This is a genomic window from Luteimonas deserti, from assembly GCF_013425765.1.
Lineage (GTDB): Bacteria > Pseudomonadota > Gammaproteobacteria > Xanthomonadales > Xanthomonadaceae > Luteimonas > Luteimonas deserti.
The window spans coordinates 1-17,695 of record NZ_JACCJZ010000010.1; the positions used below are offsets into that span (position 1 = coordinate 1).

Genomic DNA, 17,695 nt, shown 5'->3' on the forward strand with positions numbered 1-17,695 from the left:
GCGGCCGCGCCGCCGCCGGCCCCCGCACCGGCCCCCGCTGCAGCGCAGGCCCAGCTGCGGCCGCTGAGCACGCCCGCGCCGCGCTATCCCGCCGATGCGTTGCGCGCCGGCTCTTCGGGTGAAGTGCAGGTCGAGTTCACCGTCGGGGTCGACGGTTCGGTGACCAGTGCTCGCGTCGTGCGCGCCGATCCGCCGCGCATCTTCGACCGCGAGGCGCTCGCGGCCGTGCGCCGCTGGCGCTTCGAGCCGGTGCCTGCACCGGTGACCACGCGCCGCACGATCGGGTTCTCACCGCAGAGCAACTGATCCAGCCGCGGAACCGCGAACGCCCGGCTCAGGCCGGGCGTTCGCGTTTGGTGCGCCCTGGATCGCGTCTGCAGGCGCGGCTCCACGGGCCGCCCGGATCCGATCCGCCGGGTCTCGACCGGAATCCAATCCGCGCCCGCTGCCCGCGGCGCCCGGGCATCATGCGCCGCGCGCCGCTGGTCGATCAGCCGGCGACCGCGAGGCGCTCCTGCTGATAGCGCTTCACCGCGGCGAACCACAGCAACGCCGCGAGGCTGAGGCTCGCACCGAGATACAGCGCCCAGACCTGCAGCGGGATGGCCTCGGCGCGGATCACCTTCAGCAGCAGCTGGTTCTGGGCCAGGAACGGCACCGCGAACTGCCACAGTTCGGTCTTGATCGGATTCACCATCAGTACGAAGCTCGGCACCATCGGCAGCAGCATCAGCCAGACGATGTGGCTCTGCGCCTCCTTCATACTCTTGGCGGTCGCCGCCAGGAACGTCAGCAGCGAGGTGCCGATGAACAGCATCGGCAGCAGCACCAGCAGCATGCGTCCGATCGCCGGGAAGCTGACGTCGAGCATCCGCGCCGCGCCGGTGCCCATCTGTGCACTGATCTTGAAGGCGAGCATGGTCAGCAACAACGAGGTGATGCCGATCACGCAGGCCGCCGCGATCTTGCCGCTGACGATCGCCCCGCGCGCGGCGGGTGTCGCCAGCAGCGGTTCCAGCGACTGGCGTTCGCGCTCGCCCGCGGTGGCATCGAGGATCAGGTAGGAGCCACCGATGAAGCTCGACAGGATCAGCAGGTACGGCAGCAACACCGACAGGATCACGCCGCGCTTGGCTTCCTCCGTCGCGACGTCGCGGGTGCCGACCGCCACCGGCTGCACCACCGCCGGGTCCACCCCTCGGGCGAGCAGGCGCAGCGCACCCACCTGCTGCCCGTAGCCCGCCACGGCTGCGCGCACGCGCGACGCGGGGGTCTGCGCGTTGCGCCGCGTGCTGTCGCTGATGATCTCGACCGTCGCCGGGCGGCCGGCGTGCCAGTCCTCGGCGAACGTGGCCGGGATCTCGATCGCCACGTCCACCTGCTGCGCGCCGATCGCCGCGTCGAGGTCGGCCGGCGGATCGACCGCACGGATGCCCAGCGTTTCCAGGTGCGCCACCAGGTTCGGGGCGTGCTCGGCGCCGATCACCGGCACCTCCAGCACCCGGTCGAGTTCGGTCTTCATGCGCTTCTCGGCCATGTACTGCATGCCGAGCATCAGCAGCGGGTACATCAGCGGGCCGAGCAGCAGGGCCATGAACAGTGTGCGCCGGTCGCGGCCGATGTCCAGCAGCTCCTTGCGCGCCACACTCCACATCCATCGCATCGTCGCGCTCATGCCAGCAGGCCCTCGTCCGAACCGATCGCATGCACGAAGGCGTCCTCCAGGTTCTCGGTGCCGAAGCGCGCGCGCAGCTCGTCGGCGGTGCCGGACGCGACCACGCGACCCTTGGCGATGATGACGATCCGGTCACAGAGCGCTGCCACCTCCTGCATGATGTGGCTGGAGAAGATCACGCAGCGGCCGTCGTCGCGGAGCTTGAAGAGAAACTCGCGCATCGCGCGGGTGGTCATCACGTCGAGCCCGTTGGTCGGCTCGTCGAGGATCACGTTGCGCGGGTCGTGCACCAGCGCGCGCGCGATCGCGGTCTTGGTGCGCTGGCCCTGGCTGAAGCCTTCGGTCTGGCGATCCAGAATGTCGCCCATGTCGAGCTGGTCGCTCAGCACGCGCGTGCGCTCGGCGATCTGCGCCTTCGTCAGCCCGTGCAACTCGCCGAAATAGCGGATGTTCTCGCGCGCGGTCAGGCGCTTGTAGACGCCGCGGGCGTCGGGCAGCACGCCGAGCACGCGACGCACGGCGGCAGGATCCTTCGCCGCATCGATGCCGTCGACGAGGACTTCGCCGCGGTCGGGTTTCATCAGCGTGTAGAGCATGCGCAGTGTGGTGGTCTTGCCGGCGCCGTTGGGGCCGAGCAGGCCGGTGATGCGGCCGTCCTCGGCGGTGAAGTCGACACCGTCGACCGCCTGGACCGTGCCGGTCTTGGTCTTGAATGCCTTGTGCAACTGGTGGGCAGTGATCATCGGAAATCCATGATGTGGAGTGCGTGGTTGGAGAGCGCCGGTGCACGCGCGCGGCGCGGCGATCGATCGGACCGGCAGTCGCCGGGCCGTGCGCCGATCACCGCGCGCGACTCACGGCTCCCACCCGTTGAAGCTGGTGAAGGGAGGCACGGCGCGCATCGCATCCAAGCAGCCGGCGTCGAGCGCACGGGCATCGGTGGACTCGATGAACTGCGCGAGCAGCTTGGGCATGCAGCCGAGCGCCAGCGTGCCGTGGCCCTGTCCGGCGAGCACGAGGTGGCGACCGTTGGGCAGCCCGGACGCCACGCGTTCGGCGTACGCGGGCGGCGTCACCGGATCCAGCTCGCCCGACAGCAGCAGCGTCGGCACTTCGGACTGCAACGCCACGGTGTGGTTCGCCGGCGGTGACCCGGTCGGCCAGGTGCGGCAGGCGCTGAAGAACATCCGCGCCACGTCCGGCCCCAGCACCGTGTTCTGCGCACGCCCGTCTTCCCGGTAGCGGCCCGCGTCCTCGGCGCAGATGACCGACCACTGCATGCCGCGGGTCATCTGCCCGCCCACGTTGCGGTTCATCAACTGCGACAGTGCCATCAATGGCCCGTAGCGCCCCTGGCCCGCTTCGTCGAGCATCAGCGGCAACAGCGAGGCCGTCTGCGGTGCGTACGAGAACAGGAACGCGAGACCGGTGACGGTATCGGAGGTAATGCTGCCTTCCCGTTCGGTGCCGGTGGTGGGGTCGCGGTAGGTCACCGGCGCGGGCGCGTCGCGCAGGGTCGCGAGCACCTGGCGCAGCTGCGCCTGCAGGTCGGTCGGGAACCGGCTTCTGCAGCGCGTGTCCTGCGCGCATTGCGCCGCCTGCAGGCCGAGCGCGTTCTCGAAGGTGTGCGCGAACTCGCCGCCCACCACCAGATCGTTCGGCGCCACGCCGTCGAGCACCAGGCTGCGCACCTGCTGCGGATAGGCCGCTGCGTATTGCTGCGCCACCCGTGTTCCGTAGGAGCCTCCGACGAGGTTGAGCTGCGCGGCACCGAGCGCGATGCGCACAGCGTCCAGGTCGCGGATCGCATTGGCGGTGGTGTAGAAGCGTGGATCGGCGCGTCCACTCAGTCCGGCGAGGCACCGTCGGACGAATGCGTCGACCTCGGCGTCGTCGGGAACGGTGAGCGGGTCGAGCGCCAGTGCCTCGCCTTCGGCGTCAACACAGTCGAGCGGGTTCGAACCTCCCGTGCCGCGCTGGTCCACCAGCAGGATGTCGCGCTGGCGGCGCACTTCGCGCAACGCGCCGTTGATGTGTGCCGCCGTTTCGGTGGCGGCCTGTCCCGGACCGCCGGCCAGGAAGAACACCGGATCTTCGGCGCCGCCATCCGTGGCATCGGCCGGCAGCCACGCGATGTTGAGCGCGATGTGGCGGCCATCCGGCGCGGCAGGGTCCTCGGGCACTTCGAAGGTGGCGCACTGTGCCTCGACCCGCGTTGCGGCGTTGCCGCCGTCCAGCGTGCACGCATGGAACGGGATCTGGCCGTACATCCGCACGGGTCGTGCCGTGCCGCTCTCGGCCGGCGACGGCGCGCCGGCGTTGCAGCCGGCGAGCGCGATGCCTGCGGCCAGCGCCAGCAGGGAAAACCTCGGTGTCCTCATGGAACGTCCTCGAACAGGAAAATGGATTCGATGGGCTCGGCGAACTCGCGCGCGATCCGGAACGCCAGCGGCAGGCTGGGATCGTATTTTCCGGTCTCGATCGCGTTGATCGTCTGTCTCGACACCTCAAGACGTTCCCCGAGCTGTGCTTGTGACCATCCGCAGGCTTCCCGCAGCTCCCGCACCCGGCTCTTCATACCGGCGCCCTCACTGGTAGTGCCGGGCGACGATCGATTTTGCAATGCCGTAAGTGCCGCAGACCAGCGGAAAGACCCACAGCATGGCCACGCCTGACGGAACGTCGATGACCCGCGCCGTCTGCAGGAAGCCGGCCGTCATGTAGAGAAAGGAGACCAGCGCCGCAGCAATGCAGATCGCCTCGAGTTCGACGCGCCGCTGCAGCTCGTCGACACCGCGTACGTAGCGGACCATCGCGCGCAGTACGAATGCGATCGGAACGACCGGCAGCAGCGCAAGGAGCGCACGCAGTGCCGGGCCCTCGAAGTGGCGCAGCAACAGCAACGACGCGAAGAGCAGGACCACGTATGCGCCCGTGGCAACCAGCACGTCGCGTGTGTAGCGCCGCCGCACTCCGGAGGGTGCAGCGGTGCAGACGGCTTCGCGCCGCGCCACGGCGACCGCGCCGATCGCCACGGCCGAGAGCAGCAACAGGGCTGCGCTCCAATCGGGCGCGGCAGGCACCAGCAGACGCAGCGCGACTGCGACCAACACCAGCAGGACAGCGACGAACAGCGGATTGCGAACGTGAGCGATGGGCATGGCGGTACCGTGTCAAGGAGGCTTGACACACAAGGTGGCGCAGCCGATGCCGCCTGTCAAGCGTGCTTTACAGCGGCATGCAGCCACGCGCGTTGGGGACGCAGGACGGGGCCGCCCAGGCGGTTGCCGATGTCAGCGCCTCGGCGCGCGCCAACACGTACCGCCCGGCGCGCGCGTTCACGGCATGCCGTCGGTCGAGCCGTGTTCCAGCAGCGCGTCGAGTCGCTCGTCGAACACGCGTCGGCTCGCGGTGTCGGGAATCCGGTCGGCCAGCGCGCGTGCGTGACCCACGTGGGTGGCGACCGCAGTGGTATCACCATCGAGACCGGCGATTTCCGCATCGAGCCACGCGCGATAGGGCGACAGGTCCATCAGTCCGCCGTGGCAATGCAGACGCCAGGCCGAGACCAGCGCGCGGTCGCGGACCAGCAACGCGGCGTGGCTGGCGAGACTGACGGCGATCGCGCCCTGGACGACCGCGGGGGCGGCGGCGAACCCCGCGGTCAGCGCCAGCGCATCGGGCCATGCCGCCTCGGCATCGCGCCGGTCGACCGCGCGCGACAGTCGCAACATCCGGCCGCTGGACTGCAGCCCCGAACTGGCGACCGCCTCATCCATCGCCGGCATCGACGCTTCGGGCCAGTCGCGCGGCCGCACGCCTGCCAGACCCAGTGCGACCAGCTGGTTGATCTGCACCTGCAGCGCGGCATCCGGCGTGCCGCGCACTAGATCCAGCAGGCCGCGGCCGTCCGATCGCCAGCCCTGCCGATGCAGGGGCACGAGGTTGCCCAGGCCGAGCAGTGCTGCCGCGAGCGCGATCCCCGTGCACGCCGCGGCAGGTAGAGCCGACAGCGGGGCCCACGTCGCGACCGCGGCGAAGATCGCCGCGGTCGCGAGATTCGCTGCCGGGCCGCCGAGCAGGAACACCGCCTGGTCAAGAGGCGAATGCCCGCGCTCCGCCCGCGGCAGCAGCGCGGCGAATCCGCCGATTCCGGCGATCCCGCCGCCGTGCCGCCAGCGCCAGCGCGCGTCGCCGCCGCGCTCGGCGCGCAACGGACCCACGCCGAACGCGATCGCCTGCATCCCGCGCATCACGCCTGCCACGGCATGCCCGGCCTCGTGCAGCACGATATGCGGCCACAGCGACACGAGGAAACCGGCGAGCAGCGCAAGGGCTTCGCGCGGCGGCACGGCATCGAGCGCGGGCACGCCGACCCGGGCGAGCCCCACCCCGACCGCCGCGCCGACCACGAACGGGAGCGCCGCCAGCAGCGCGCGACGCCACCAGGGGCGCGTCTCCGTCCTCACATCCAGCGGCGGGGGCATCAGCGCCTCGATCCGCGCACCGGGATGCGCGTGCGCGGCGAAATCCGCCCCGGCCACCAGCGCCGGTTTACTTGCTGCTGACGTACTTCTCACGCCGGATCAGCGGGATCGGCAGACCGGCGTCCTTGAGCGCCTCGAACGTGGCGTCGACCATGTTCGGATTGCCGCACAGATAGGCGATGTCGCCCTCGCCCGGTGCGAATTCGCCGAGGAACTGCTGCACGTAGCCGTGACGCACATCGGGGTGCGGATCGGCCGGCAGCTCGCGCGAGAAGCACGGCACGAACCGGAAGCGGGGATGCGCTCGCGCGAACGCGCCGAAGTCGTCGCCGTAGAGCAGTTCCTCCGGCGTGCGCGCGCCCATCAGCAGGATCACCTCCACGTCGCGCGTCGCCATCGCCTGGGCCAAGAGCGGCAACATCGCCCGGTACGGGGTGACGCCGGTGCCGGTGCCGACCAGCAGATAGCGGCGATTGGCGTCCTGTGGCATCAGGCAGAAGCGGCCGAACGGGCCGCTGGCCTGCACCCGCTCGCCCAGCGCCATGCCCTCGAAGAGGGCGGTCGCCGCGCCGCCGGGCACGTAGCTCACCGCGATGTCCACCGCTTCGCCCGGCCCGATCGCGTGGTCGTGGATCGTGGCCAGCGAGTACGAGCGCTTGGTCGCGGTGCCGTCGGCGTATTCGAAATGGACCTGGATGAACTGCCCGGGGATGAAATCCAGCGGTTGGCCGTCGTCGCGGACGAAACTCAGATGGGCGACGGTCGGCGCGATCATGCGCCGGCCCGTGAGCTTGAGCGGAAACTGCTGGATGGCCACGAATTGAACCGGTCTGGAAGGGAAACGGCCGCCGGGCACCCACGCGGCGCAACACTGCATCGCAGGGCCGCCCGCGACCGGGCGCCTATACTAGCGCCTTCGGCCGCGGCCCCCGCGGACCCAGGCGCGCGGATTCCACGGACCATGACGCAACACCCTGTTCCGCCGGCCACTGCGCCGGCTTTGTCGGTGCGCGATCTGCGCAAGACCTACGCCGGCGGCGTCGAGGCGCTCAAGGGCATCTCGCTCGACGTCGCGCCCGGCGATTTCTTCGCCCTGCTCGGTCCCAACGGCGCCGGCAAATCCACGCTGATCGGCATCATCTCCTCGCTGGTCAACAAGACCTCGGGCGAGGTGCGGCTGTTCGGCACCGACCTGCACACCCGGCGCGACGAGGCGATGCGCCTGATCGGCCTGGTGCCGCAGGAGATCAACTTCAACTTCTTCGAAAAGCCCTTCGACATCCTCGTCAACTACGCGGGCTTCTACGGCATCCCGCGTGCCGAGGCGATGGTGCGCGCGGAAGAGGAACTCAAGCGCGCGCAGCTGTGGGACAAGGCGAAGACGATGTCGCGCACGCTGTCGGGCGGCATGAAGCGCCGGCTGATGATCGCCCGCGCGATGATGACGCGCCCGCGCCTGCTGATCCTCGACGAGCCCACCGCCGGCGTCGACATCGAGATCCGCCGCGGCATGTGGCAGACGCTCAAGGAGATCAACGCCGCCGGCACGACGATCATCCTGACCACGCATTACCTCGAAGAAGCCGAAAGCCTGTGCCGCAATCTGGCGATCATCGATCGCGGCGTCATCGTCGAGCAGGGCCCGATGCGTGCGCTGCTGTCCAAGCTCGACGTCGAGGGCTTCATCTTCGACATCGACGGCACGCTGCCGTCGGCGCTGCCGCCGATCGACGGCGCCGTGCTGCACGCCACCGACGACCACACCCTGGAACTCGACATGCCACGCGCGATGGATCTTAACCGCGTCTTCGCCACGCTCGACGGCGCCGGCATCCGCGTGCGCTCGATGCGCACCAAGTCCAACCGGCTGGAGGAACTGTTCGTGCGCATGACCGGCCCCAATGCCGCCTCGCAACAGGAGGCCGCCGCATGAGCACGCAGACCACACACACCGACGTCGCCGCGGTCGAAGGCACCGCGCAGCGCCACTGGGTCGCGCTGTACACGATCGCGCGCCGCGAGATCGTCCGCATCCTGCGCATCTGGGGCCAGACCCTGGTGCCGCCGGCGATCACGATGACGCTGTACTTCCTGATCTTCGGCGGCCTGATCGGCGCGCGTGTCGGCGAGATGGACGGCATCCGTTACATGGATTTCATCGTGCCGGGCCTGGTGATGATGAGCGTGATCCAGAACAGCTACGGCAACATCTCGTCGAGTTTCTTCGGCGCGAAGTTCGGCCGGCACGTCGAGGAACTGCTGGTCAGCCCGATGCCGAGCTGGGTGATCCTCGGCGGCTACGTGATCGGCGCGGTCGCGCGCGGCCTCGCCGTCGGCGTCATCGTGCTCGGCATCGCGATGCTGTTCACCACCGTGCGCATTCCGCATCCGGTGATCACCTTCGCCACCGTGCTGCTGGGCGCGACGATCTTCGCCCTGGCCGGCTTCGTCAACGCGGTCTACGCCAAGAAGTTCGACGACGTCGCCATCGTGCCGATCTTCATCCTGACCCCGCTGACGTATCTGGGCGGCGTGTTCTATTCGGTCTCGCTGCTGCCCGGCTGGGCCGAAACCGCGACGCACGCCAATCCGATCTTCTACATGGTCAACGCCTTCCGCTACGGCCTGCTCGGCGTCAGCGACGTCTCGCTCGGCGTGTCGTTCGCGCTGATGATCGGCTTCGTCATCGCACTGGGCACGTTGGCGCTGTGGCTCCTCAAGCGCGGAATCGGTCTGCGCAGCTGAGTGGCGCGCGCGGCCCGCAGGCCGCGCGGCGCCGGAAACCGCGTGCGGTAGCATGGCCGGTCACTCGCTGCCGGTGACCGCGCCCGTGACCACGCGCTTCCGCATCCCGCATACGCTCGTCCTGCTGTTTCTGATCATGATCGCGGCGCTGGTCGCGACCTGGCTGCTGCCGCAGGGCAGCTTCAGCACGCAGGCCGATGAAGCGGGCCGGATGATGGTCGTGCCCGGCACCTATGCGGTGCATGCCGAACGCGTCTGGCTCAGCCCCGCTGCGCTGTTCACCTCGGTGCCGCGCGCGCTGGCCGATGCGCAGGCGATCATCTTCTTCCTGCTGATCGTCGGCGGCGCGATCGCGGTGCTGCGCGCGACCGGCCTGATCGATGCGCTGCTGGGCTGGCTGCTGCGCACGTTGGGCGGGCATCCGGCGCTGCTGATCCTGTTCGGCACGGCTGCGTTCGCGGCCGGCTCCGGCACGCTCGGCGTGTCCACCGAATACATTCCGTTCGCGGCGGTGCTGGTGGCGCTGTGCCTGGCCATGCGCCTGGATGCGATGACCGCGATGGGCATCATGATCGGCGGCTACGTGGTCGGCTACGGCGTGGCCTGGACCAATCCGTACACCGTGCTCGTCGCGCAGGACATCGCCGAACTGCCGCCGACCTCGGGCATCGGCTTCCGGCTGGCGTTGTTCCTGCCGTTCGTGCTGATCGCCGCGCATCACGTGTGGCGCTACGCACGCCGCGTCGCCGCCGATCCCGGCGCGAGCCTGATGGTCGGTGTCGACAGCGCAGCGCCGGCCGCCGCCGCCGACCATTCGCCGTTCGACCGGCGCCATGCGGCGATCGCCGTCGTCGTGATCGCCGCGGTCGTGCTGATGGTGTACGGCATCTCGCAGCGCGGCTGGTATCTCACCGAACTCGGCGCGCTGTGGCTGGTGGTCGCACTGGCCGCAGGCCTGATCGGCCGGCTCGGCGTGGACGAGACCGCGCGGCGCTTCGCCGCAGGCGCGGCGGAACTGGCGGTGGTCGCGCTGCTGGTCGGCTTCGCGCGGTCGATCGCGCTGATTCTGGAAGACGGCCAGGTGCTGCACACCATCGTGCACGCGGCGTCGATGCCGCTGTCGCGGCTGGGGCCGGAGCTGTCGGCCGTGGGCATGCTGCTGATGCAGACGTTGATCAACTTCTTCATCCCGTCGGGCTCCGGCCAGGCGTTCGCGACGATGCCGATCATGACGCCGCTGGCCGACGTCGCCGGCGTCGAGCGTCAGGTCGCGGTGCTCGCGTTCCAGTTCGGCGACGGCTTCGCCAATCTGATCCTGCCGACCAACATCGTGCTGATGGCGATCCTCGGCATGGCCGGCGTGCCCTACGACCGCTGGTTCCGCTTCGCCTGGCCGTTGATGCTGAAGCTGATGGCGGCCGCGTCGATCGCGCTGGTGATCGCGGTGTGGATCGGCTACGCCTGACGCCGAGCGGAACGCGCGCCGCGTTGCAGGCGATCTCTCCGCCGCGTCCGTCCTGCATGAAGCGCAGGAACCCGCAGGTGTCCTGATAGGCAGCGGCGTTCTCGCGCCGCTGGGCCTGCCGCGCCTGGCGCAGGCGCGGCGGATGCGCCGCGACGCGCGCCTCGAATCCCGGACTGCGGCCCTCGGTGTTCGCAAGCGCGATGAGCCGCTGCAACTCGGCTTCCGTGAAGCCGCACGTCTCGGCCATCGCGCGGGCGGCGGCGGTGCCTTCGGCGGCCATGTCGTCCGGCGTGGTCGCGGCCGCCGTCCGGCTTGCCTGCTCGCTCCAGGCGTCTGGCGAGCGCGTGTCGCCCTCGGCGGGAGCGGGCGGCGCTGCGTCGGGCATTGCGGTGGCAATGTCGCCGAGGCTTCCCGCCCGACACGTGCCGAGCGGTCGCATACGGCCGTCGCCCAAGCCAGGCCGCCAATCAGGAAAACGGAGCTTGGCGAGAAGAATCGGTCACGGTGACTCCTGGTCGATGACGGGAGCCGGTCGCGCAGGCGACCGCCGACGCACGATCGCGCCGACCATCTCGGCAGCGCCGCAACGGGCCTGACGCAGTCCTGCACCGCCCGCTACCATCAGGGCATGCGCATCCTCGTTCTCGGCGCCGGCGGCACCGGCGGCTACTTCGGCGGCCGCCTCGCGCAGGCCGGTGTCGACGTCACCTTTCTCGTACGCCCGGCGCGCGCAGCGCAGCTGGTGCGCGACGGCCTGCGCATCCGCAGTGCACTGGGCGATGCGCAGTTGCCCGTCTCCCACATCACCGCCGATGCCTTGCCCGCGCTCGCGGCGCGGGCCCCGTTCGACCTGGTGCTGCTGAGCTGCAAGGCCTACGACCTCGACAGTGCGATCGAGGCGATCGCCCCGGCGGTCGGCATCGGCACGACGGTGCTGCCCATCCTCAACGGGCTGCTGCACTACGCCGCGCTCGATGCGCGCTTCGGCGCCGATGCGGTGCTCGGCGGGCTGTGCTTCATCAGCGCGGTCAAAGGCGAGGATGGCGAGGTGGTGCATCTGCCGTCGCCGCCGTCGATGACGTTCGGCGAGCGCGACGCGGGCCGCAACGGGAGCGCGCGAACCCGGGCGCTGCAGGCGGTCTGCGCGTCGGCCCGAGGCTTCGACGGCGTCTGCAGTGATGCCTTCATGCAGGCGGCATGGAACAAGTTCACCTTTCTCGCCGCGCTGGCCGCGGCCACCTGCCTGATGCGCGCGAGCATCGGCCGCATCGTCGCGGCCGATGGCGGCGCGGCGTTTCTGGCCGCGCTGCACGACGAATGCCTGGCCGTCGCCGCTGCGCAGGGCCATGCGGTGCCCGGCGAGGCCGCGCAGCAGGCGCGCGCGTTGCTCACCCGGCCCGGATCCACGGTCACCGCCTCGATGCTGCGCGATCTGGAAGCCGGCCAGGAGGTGGAGGCGGGGCAGATCGTCGGCGACATGCTGACGCGCGCGCGGCGCGCCGGACACGCGTCGCCGCAGCTGGAAGCGGCATGGATCCATCTTCAGTGCTACCGCAGCCGGCGCGCGACCCCGGATACGCCCTGAGGGATCGGACGCCGTGACTGCCGGTTCCCGCGCGGGCTGCTAGGGTCGCGCGAACCGTCCGCAGGAGTCGTCCATGTCCCGTCCACGCCACACCCCCCTCGCGGGCCTCGCCGTCCTCGCCCTCGCCCTCGGCCTGGCTGCCTGCGCCGACCGCACCCCGGCAGCCTCCGCCGACACCGCCACCGGTGCGCAGACCGGGGCGATCGACGAGACGCGCACCGAACCCTCCGAAGCCGCGCGTGCGCAGCAGGCAGGCGAGGCTTCGCCGGGTCCCGATGACAGCTACGGCACTCCCATGGGGGAGCCGGCCCCGGCCGAGCCGCAGGCGGCCATGCTCAACCAGCTGGCAGGCCTGGGCGGCGCGATGCATGCCGCCGTTGAGCTTTGTGACCCGAACATCAGTGCCGCGCAGCTGGCCCAGGCACGCGAGCGGCAGCAACAGGAGTTCGTGCGTCTCGGAGGCGATGCTGGCGTGTTCGAACAGGAATTCACCACCGCCCACGGACGCGTGCGTCAGCAGTACACCAGCGCCACGCCGTCGCAGCAGACGCAGATGTGCGCCGAGCTGCAGGCGATGGCGGGCCAGGCCCCGCCACCGCAGCCGAACTGAGCGACGCTCCGGCGCGCTTCGGGGCGCCGGACGTGGCCGCGCTGAGGCGGCACCTCGCGGATCGTGCCCGGCGGTGGACATCACCCGGGACCGACGCCCGACACGGCGAGGCCACGGCCGGAGTCCTCATGCGGGCGCCGCGACGCCGTCGCCCCTCGGACGGCGAAACCGTCGCAGCACACGCTGCTCGATGTCGTCCACCAGGGTGAAGGCGGCCGGGATGACGCCGAGGCTGAGCACTGTCGACGTGACGAGACCTCCGATGACCGCGATCGCCATCGGTGCACGGAAGCTGGAATCGGCAGCGAATCCGAGTGCGATGCTGCAGGCGATGGCGGGCCAGGCCCCGCCACCGGCGGGCTGAACCCGGCGCGTCACCCGAACCGGGCATCGCAGCAACACGGGCGCGCCAATGCCGCACCTGCGCAGCGTGACGCCGCCGGAAGGCGTCACGCGCGGCCGGCGACCTGTCCGCGCCGCGCTGGACGACGGACGAGGCTTCTGGGCGCCTGCTGTCGCAGGCGCCATCGGGTCACGGGGCACCGGCGCTGCCGGGCGACTCAGGGCACCATTGGCGTCTCGGCCGCCCCGAAGTCACCCCCCAGGAACACGCTCAGCTGCGCAGGATCCAGGTGCCGTGCGATCGCGGCGCGGACCTGCTCGGGGGTCAGGGCGCGCAGACGCTCTTCGAATGCGGCCGAGAACGCGAGGTCGCGCCCGAGGTAGAGGTTGTCGTTGAGCATGCCGACCAGCTGGATGTCGCTGGCGCGCGTGGCGCGCCGTGCGCGGAGCAGGCCGTCGAGGGTGTCGCCCAGCTCGGTGGCGGGAATATCCGTCTCGATCAGGCGTTGCAGTTCCTCCCGGAAGGCCTGTTCCACCCGGTCGATGTTGTCCGGCGCGGCGATGGCGTACCCGGAAAAGCTGCCGACCGGATCGAAGACGTTGGCCGTCAGGCTCGAACTGACGGTGTAGCTGAGTCCGTCGCGCTGGCGGATGCGGTCGGCCAGGCGCGAGGTCATGCCGCCGCCGCCGAGGATCTCGTTCCCGAGCAGCAAGGCCGGAAAATCCGGGTGGTCCTGGTCGAGTGCCAGCGGCTGACGGGCCATGAAAGCCGCGTTGGCGCGGTCGGGCGTGTGCAGCCGGACGTGCGCGGGCGCGGGCGCGGTGGGCGGAAACGGAATCCGCGTGAACGGCGTGGCCTGCGCCCAGTCCCCGAACAGGCGTTCGAGCTGCGCGCGCACCGCCTCGGCATCGACGTCGCCGACGATCGCGATGGTCGCGCCGGGGCCCATGCCGTGGAAGCGTCGATGGAAGCCGCGCAGGTCGTCCACATCCAGGGTCTCCAGCGCCGCGATGCGGGCCATGAAACTGGGGCTGTGGTACGGGTGACCGGGGGTGAAGACATCGAAATGCCGGGCCATCGCCTGGTTGGCGACCGCACCGGGCTCACTCATGCTGCCGCGGATGCCGGTGATCGACTGGATCCGCAGCTGCTCGAATTCTTCGGCCGGAAACGTCGGCTCACGCAGGACGACGGCCAGCAGTTCGAGCAGGCCGTCGACGTTCGTGCGGTCCGTGGTGGCGCCGACGTTGATCGAGGTCGCGTTGCCGCCGACCGACAGGATCGAGCGCAGCCGGGTGAGTTCGCGCGACAGGGCCGCACGGTCGTAACGCCCGGCGCCGCGCATCAGCATCGCGCCGGTCATCGCGCCGCTCTCCGCGAGGCCGTGCAGGCTGTCGGCGTCACCCAGGCGCAGGGTCATGCGCACCTGCACCGCGCCGCCGCGGGTGCGCTTGTCGAGCACCGCGAGGCGGGCACCGTTGGACAGGGTCCAGGTGCGGGTGCGCGCATCGATGTTGGCCGGCGACGGGTCGAAGGGTTCGCCGGCCATCAGCGCCTCGCGGCCGGTGTACGACTCCAGCAGCGCCTCGGCGGCCGGCGCCTCGGGTACCGTCACCCGGTCGCTGGCGTCGGTCGGCACGAAGCGGCCACTGGTGCGGTTGTCCAACCGCAGATACGTACCGGCGACGCGCGCGACGTCGTCGACGGTCACCGATTCCAGACGGTCGCGGGCCAGCAGCCACAGGCGCCAGTCGCCCTGCGCGATGGCCTCGGAGAGCGCGATGCCGATCGCGTTGGGGTCGCGCATGGCGCGTTCGAACCCGGCCAGCTGGGCCTGTCGCGCCTCGTCCACCTCGGCTTGCGTGAACGGTGTCTCGCCCGCGCGCTCCATGGCGCCGAGCAGCGTCGCTTCCAGTCCGTCCAGGTCGGCGTCTTCCTGGGCCTGGACCAGCACGCTGAAATAGCCCGCCTCGTCCAGGCTGTAGTGGGTCGCCGAGACGCCGGTGGCCGGGCCGCGTTCGACCAGCGCGCGATGCAGCCGGCCGCCCGGGGTCTGACCGAGCACATGCGCCAGCACCGACAGCGCCGCAGCGTCGGCATGGCGCGCGCCGGGCACGTGATACCCCGCGGCGAGATAGGGCGTGCGTCCGACGCGCCGCACCACCACGTGCCGCGGCCCGTCCTGCGGCGCCTCGCGCGTGTAGGTGACTGGCAACGCGCGCTGCGGCCTGGGCAGCGCGCCGAAGTGCCGGTCGACCAGGGCCAGGGCCTGCGCGGGATCGAAGTCGCCGGCGATCACCAGCACCGCGTTGTCGGGCTGGTACCACGTGCGGTAGAACGCCTGCAGGCGCTCGATCGGCACGTTCTCCACGTCGCTGCGCGCGCCGATGGTCGCATTGCCGTAGTTGTGCCACTGGTAGGCCGCGCCCATCACCCGCTGCATCAGCACGCGCGCGGGATTGTTCTCGCCCGATTCCATCTCGTTGCGCACGACGGTCATCTCGCTGTCGAGATCCGCGCGCGCGATGCGCGAGTTGACCATGCGGTCGGCTTCCAGGCGCAGCAGCCAGGCCAGGGTGTCGTCGTCGCGGGCGAAACTGGCGAAGTAGTTGGTGCGGTCGTACCACGTGGTGCCGTTGAAGCGGATGCCGCGTGCGCGCATGGCACCGGGGATGTCGGGATGGGTCGGCGTGCCCTTGAACACCAGGTGCTCGAGCAGATGGGCCATCCCGGTCTCGCCGTAGCCCTCGTGGCGCGAGCCGACACGGTAGGTCACGTTGACCGTCGTCACCGGGCGGCTGGCGTCTGGAAACAGCACCAGCCGCAGCCCGTTGTCGAAGCGGTACTCGTCGATGCCCTCGGCGCTGTGCACCGGCGCCTCGAGCCGCGGCGCCTGTGCCTGCGCCGCCATCGTGGCGCCGAGCGCCATGCAAAGTGCCAGCAGCACGGCGCCCAACCGACGATGCATGCGGTCTTTTCCATTCGCGGAGACGATCGCGGAAAATAACAGATCGCGCGCGGTGGTCCGGGCGTTCGCCCACACCGGCAGGAGACGCGTGATGATCGAGGTGCGCTATGTGGATGCGTGGCTGGCGGTGGTCGACAAACCGGCCGGTCTGATGGTCCACGACAGCAAGCTGGCGCGCGACGAGCACGACTTCCTGGCCGACCGGCTGCGCGCGCAGTTCGGTCGCCCGATCTTCCTCGCCCATCGCCTCGACCGCGCCACCAGCGGCTGCATGCTCGTCGCCTTCGATCGCGACACCGCCGCCGCGCTCGGCGAGCAGCTGATGGCGCGCAGCGTGGACAAGCGGTATCTCGCGATCTGCCGCGGCTGGCCGGCGGCGGAGCTGCTGGTCGACCATCCGCTCGACGGCGGTCCAGGCAAACCGACCAAGAAGCCGGCGCAGACCCGCTTCACCCGCCTGGCGACCACCGAACTCGCGCTGCCCTCATCGGGGTTCGCCACCTCGCGTTACGCGCTGCTGCGGGCCGAGCCGCTGACCGGGCGGTTCCGGCAGATCCGCCGGCATCTCAAGCATCTCTCGCATCACCTCATCGGCGACACCAGCCACGGCGACGGCCGCCACAACCGCACGTTCCGCATGCTGGGCATCCACCGCATGCTGCTGCATGCCGAACGGCTGGGATTCACGCATCCGCGCACCGGCGAGCGGCTGTCGATCGAGGTGCCACCGGCGGACGAGTTCGCCCGCGCACTGGTGCTGTTTCCGGGCACGCCGGCGCCCTAGTACCGGCGTGCCTGCGACTCAGTCGGCCGCCGCGGGCGCATCCGTATCGAGCTGCGAGCGCAAATCGCGTTCCAGCTGCTGCAGCATCGGAACCACCAGGCCCTGCACCGCGGTCATCGTGTTCTGCATCAGCAGCGGCATCTTGTCGAGCAGGTTCTGGCCGGCGGGGCTGCTGTAGAAGTCGATCATCGCGTCGGTGTCCTCGGCGGTGAAGGTCCGGGCGTAGATGTCGCGGTACATCGGCTGCAGCGCGTCCCAGGACAGGGCCGACTCGACCGCCCGCATCGACGAGGTCACCGCCCGCATCGCGGCCTCGCGCTGCTGCGGATCCGCGTCGCGGGTGAGCTGGGCGACCATCTGCTGCTGCGAGGCCAGGACCTGCGGCATCATCGCGGCGACGGTCTGTTCGGCGCGCATCACCTCCAGCAGGCGATCGATCCGGGCCGGGCTGGGCGGCGCGGCGAGCGCGGCCGGTGCGGCGAAGGCCAGCGCCAGCAGCGCGGCGAGGCGGAAGGTTCGGGTCATTGGTGTCTCCCTCGTCCATGGGTGGCCGGCCACTCTAGCCGCTCCGTCGCGCGGGATCACCGGCGCGCCTGCGGCCAGCGACTACAATCGCCGCCGATGTCCACCCCGCCGCCCCTTCCCGAGGACGAACTCGTCGAGCGCTTCGTGCGTGCCAGCGGGCCCGGCGGCCAGAACGTCAACAAGGTGGCCACCGCGGTCGAACTGCGCTTCGACATCGCCGGATCGCCTTCACTGCCCGAAGCGGTGCGCGCGCGGCTGCTGGCCCGGCGCGACCGCCGGCTCACCGATGCCGGCGTCCTGGTGATCAGCGCGCAGCGCTTCCGCACCCAGGAGCGCAACCGCGAGGATGCGCGGGAACGCCTCGCGGCCTTCATCGCCGCCGGCTACGAGGTGCCCAAGGCGCGCATCGCCACCCGGCCCACGCGCGGCGCCAAGGAACGTCGCCTGGGGGCCAAGCGCGAACGCAGTACCATCAAACGCGGTCGCGCCGTGCGCGACTGGGACTGAC

At 70.5% G+C, this 17,695-nt stretch carries 18 protein-coding genes; 8 read left to right on the forward strand and 10 right to left on the reverse strand.

Features of this window, described 5'->3' with window-relative positions; genetic code table 11:
* Positions 1-306: energy transducer TonB (locus tag H0E82_RS03535; protein ID WP_180543824.1), on the forward strand; the 306-nt coding region annotated here is incomplete at its 5' end.
* A 184-nt stretch (positions 307-490) separates the two neighbouring features.
* On the opposite strand, the gene H0E82_RS03540 is transcribed toward H0E82_RS03535, so the two are convergent.
* The 7 genes from H0E82_RS03540 to H0E82_RS03570 form a co-directional block, all read right to left on the reverse strand.
* Entirely contained in the window at positions 491-1,675 is a 1,185-nt protein-coding gene (locus H0E82_RS03540) for an ABC transporter permease (protein ID WP_180543827.1), read from the reverse strand.
* Positions 1,672-2,418 carry an ABC transporter ATP-binding protein gene (locus tag H0E82_RS03545; RefSeq protein ID WP_180543830.1) on the reverse strand — a complete coding sequence of 249 codons (747 nt, stop codon included), beginning with the start codon at positions 2,416-2,418 and terminating at the stop codon, positions 1,672-1,674. The genes H0E82_RS03540 and H0E82_RS03545 overlap by 4 nt, the downstream gene beginning before the upstream one ends.
* Before the next feature lie 111 nt (positions 2,419-2,529).
* On the reverse strand, positions 2,530-4,056 hold the full coding sequence (locus H0E82_RS03550; protein WP_180543833.1) for an alpha/beta hydrolase: 1,527 nt from the start codon (positions 4,054-4,056) through the stop codon (positions 2,530-2,532).
* On the reverse strand, positions 4,053-4,253 hold the full coding sequence (locus tag H0E82_RS03555; protein WP_180543836.1) for a helix-turn-helix transcriptional regulator: 201 nt from the start codon (positions 4,251-4,253) through the stop codon (positions 4,053-4,055). The genes H0E82_RS03550 and H0E82_RS03555 overlap by 4 nt, the downstream gene beginning before the upstream one ends.
* A 10-nt stretch (positions 4,254-4,263) precedes the next feature.
* The gene (locus tag H0E82_RS03560; RefSeq protein WP_180543839.1) at positions 4,264-4,836 is read right to left on the reverse strand and encodes a hypothetical protein; all 573 of its coding nucleotides are present in this window, start codon (positions 4,834-4,836) and stop codon (positions 4,264-4,266) included.
* Between the two features lie 177 nt (positions 4,837-5,013).
* Positions 5,014-6,255: a site-2 protease family protein gene (locus tag H0E82_RS03565; protein WP_180543842.1), complete on the reverse strand. Its 1,242-nt coding sequence runs from the start codon at positions 6,253-6,255 to the stop codon at positions 5,014-5,016.
* Entirely contained in the window at positions 6,230-7,039 is an 810-nt protein-coding gene (locus tag H0E82_RS03570) for a ferredoxin--NADP reductase (RefSeq protein WP_180543845.1), read from the reverse strand. Before H0E82_RS03570 ends, H0E82_RS03565 begins: the two co-directional genes overlap by 26 nt.
* Before the next feature lie 84 nt (positions 7,040-7,123).
* Here H0E82_RS03570 and H0E82_RS03575 point away from each other — a divergent pair, with 84 nt between their 5' ends.
* The 5 genes from H0E82_RS03575 to H0E82_RS03595 all read left to right on the forward strand — a co-directional run bounded on the left by H0E82_RS03575 (position 7,124) and on the right by H0E82_RS03595 (position 12,567).
* Positions 7,124-8,095 carry an ABC transporter ATP-binding protein gene (locus H0E82_RS03575; RefSeq protein WP_180543848.1) on the forward strand — a complete coding sequence of 324 codons (972 nt, stop codon included), beginning with the start codon at positions 7,124-7,126 and terminating at the stop codon, positions 8,093-8,095.
* Positions 8,092-8,907 (forward strand): ABC transporter permease, encoded by an 816-nt coding sequence (locus H0E82_RS03580; protein WP_180543850.1) that lies wholly within the window; start codon positions 8,092-8,094, stop codon positions 8,905-8,907. The genes H0E82_RS03575 and H0E82_RS03580 overlap by 4 nt, the downstream gene beginning before the upstream one ends.
* 52 nt (positions 8,908-8,959) lie before the next feature.
* Positions 8,960-10,372 carry a YfcC family protein gene (locus tag H0E82_RS03585; protein ID WP_180543853.1) on the forward strand — a complete coding sequence of 471 codons (1,413 nt, stop codon included), beginning with the start codon at positions 8,960-8,962 and terminating at the stop codon, positions 10,370-10,372.
* A gap of 628 nt (positions 10,373-11,000) precedes the next feature.
* Entirely contained in the window at positions 11,001-11,957 is a 957-nt protein-coding gene (panE, locus tag H0E82_RS03590) for a 2-dehydropantoate 2-reductase (protein WP_180543856.1), read from the forward strand.
* A gap of 73 nt (positions 11,958-12,030) precedes the next feature.
* Positions 12,031-12,567, forward strand: coding sequence for a hypothetical protein (locus H0E82_RS03595; protein ID WP_180543859.1), 537 nt, complete (start codon positions 12,031-12,033; stop codon positions 12,565-12,567).
* Between the two features lie 126 nt (positions 12,568-12,693).
* On the opposite strand, the gene H0E82_RS16740 is transcribed toward H0E82_RS03595, so the two are convergent.
* Complete coding sequence (locus H0E82_RS16740; protein ID WP_235974160.1) at positions 12,694-13,020, reverse strand: hypothetical protein; 327 nt, start codon at positions 13,018-13,020, stop codon at positions 12,694-12,696.
* A 107-nt stretch (positions 13,021-13,127) separates the two neighbouring features.
* A complete protein-coding gene (locus H0E82_RS03605) occupies positions 13,128-15,878 on the reverse strand; it encodes a M16 family metallopeptidase (RefSeq protein ID WP_180543861.1) in 2,751 nt (916 codons plus the stop codon).
* A gap of 91 nt (positions 15,879-15,969) precedes the next feature.
* On the opposite strand from H0E82_RS03605, the gene H0E82_RS03610 reads away from it, so the two are divergent.
* A complete protein-coding gene (locus H0E82_RS03610; protein WP_180543864.1) occupies positions 15,970-16,662 on the forward strand; it encodes a pseudouridine synthase in 693 nt (230 codons plus the stop codon).
* An 18-nt stretch (positions 16,663-16,680) separates the two neighbouring features.
* Here H0E82_RS03610 and H0E82_RS03615 read toward each other — a convergent pair whose 3' ends face one another.
* Positions 16,681-17,187, reverse strand: coding sequence for a DUF2059 domain-containing protein (locus H0E82_RS03615; RefSeq protein ID WP_180543867.1), 507 nt, complete (start codon positions 17,185-17,187; stop codon positions 16,681-16,683).
* 96 nt (positions 17,188-17,283) lie between these two features.
* Here H0E82_RS03615 and arfB point away from each other — a divergent pair, with 96 nt between their 5' ends.
* Positions 17,284-17,694: an alternative ribosome rescue aminoacyl-tRNA hydrolase ArfB gene (gene arfB / locus H0E82_RS03620; RefSeq protein ID WP_180543871.1), complete on the forward strand. Its 411-nt coding sequence runs from the start codon at positions 17,284-17,286 to the stop codon at positions 17,692-17,694.
* Position 17,695: the final 1 nt, after the last annotated feature.

Coding starts and splice junctions, on each gene's coding strand:
- H0E82_RS03605 (WP_180543861.1), bottom strand. CDS start 15,878: ATGCATCGTCGGTTGGGCGCCGTGCTGCTGGCACTTTGCATGGCGCTC.
- H0E82_RS03610 (WP_180543864.1), top strand. CDS start 15,970: ATGATCGAGGTGCGCTATGTGGATGCGTGGCTGGCGGTGGTCGACAAA.
- H0E82_RS03575 (WP_180543848.1), top strand. CDS start 7,124: ATGACGCAACACCCTGTTCCGCCGGCCACTGCGCCGGCTTTGTCGGTG.
- H0E82_RS03570 (WP_180543845.1), bottom strand. CDS start 7,039: ATGCAGTGTTGCGCCGCGTGGGTGCCCGGCGGCCGTTTCCCTTCCAGA.
- H0E82_RS03550 (WP_180543833.1), bottom strand. CDS start 4,056: ATGAGGACACCGAGGTTTTCCCTGCTGGCGCTGGCCGCAGGCATCGCG.
- H0E82_RS03595 (WP_180543859.1), top strand. CDS start 12,031: ATGTCCCGTCCACGCCACACCCCCCTCGCGGGCCTCGCCGTCCTCGCC.
- panE (WP_180543856.1), top strand. CDS start 11,001: ATGCGCATCCTCGTTCTCGGCGCCGGCGGCACCGGCGGCTACTTCGGC.
- H0E82_RS03555 (WP_180543836.1), bottom strand. CDS start 4,253: ATGAAGAGCCGGGTGCGGGAGCTGCGGGAAGCCTGCGGATGGTCACAA.
- H0E82_RS03560 (WP_180543839.1), bottom strand. CDS start 4,836: ATGCCCATCGCTCACGTTCGCAATCCGCTGTTCGTCGCTGTCCTGCTG.
- H0E82_RS03540 (WP_180543827.1), bottom strand. CDS start 1,675: ATGAGCGCGACGATGCGATGGATGTGGAGTGTGGCGCGCAAGGAGCTG.
- H0E82_RS03585 (WP_180543853.1), top strand. CDS start 8,960: ATGGCCGGTCACTCGCTGCCGGTGACCGCGCCCGTGACCACGCGCTTC.
- H0E82_RS03615 (WP_180543867.1), bottom strand. CDS start 17,187: ATGACCCGAACCTTCCGCCTCGCCGCGCTGCTGGCGCTGGCCTTCGCC.
- H0E82_RS03545 (WP_180543830.1), bottom strand. CDS start 2,418: ATGATCACTGCCCACCAGTTGCACAAGGCATTCAAGACCAAGACCGGC.
- arfB (WP_180543871.1), top strand. CDS start 17,284: ATGTCCACCCCGCCGCCCCTTCCCGAGGACGAACTCGTCGAGCGCTTC.
- H0E82_RS03580 (WP_180543850.1), top strand. CDS start 8,092: ATGAGCACGCAGACCACACACACCGACGTCGCCGCGGTCGAAGGCACC.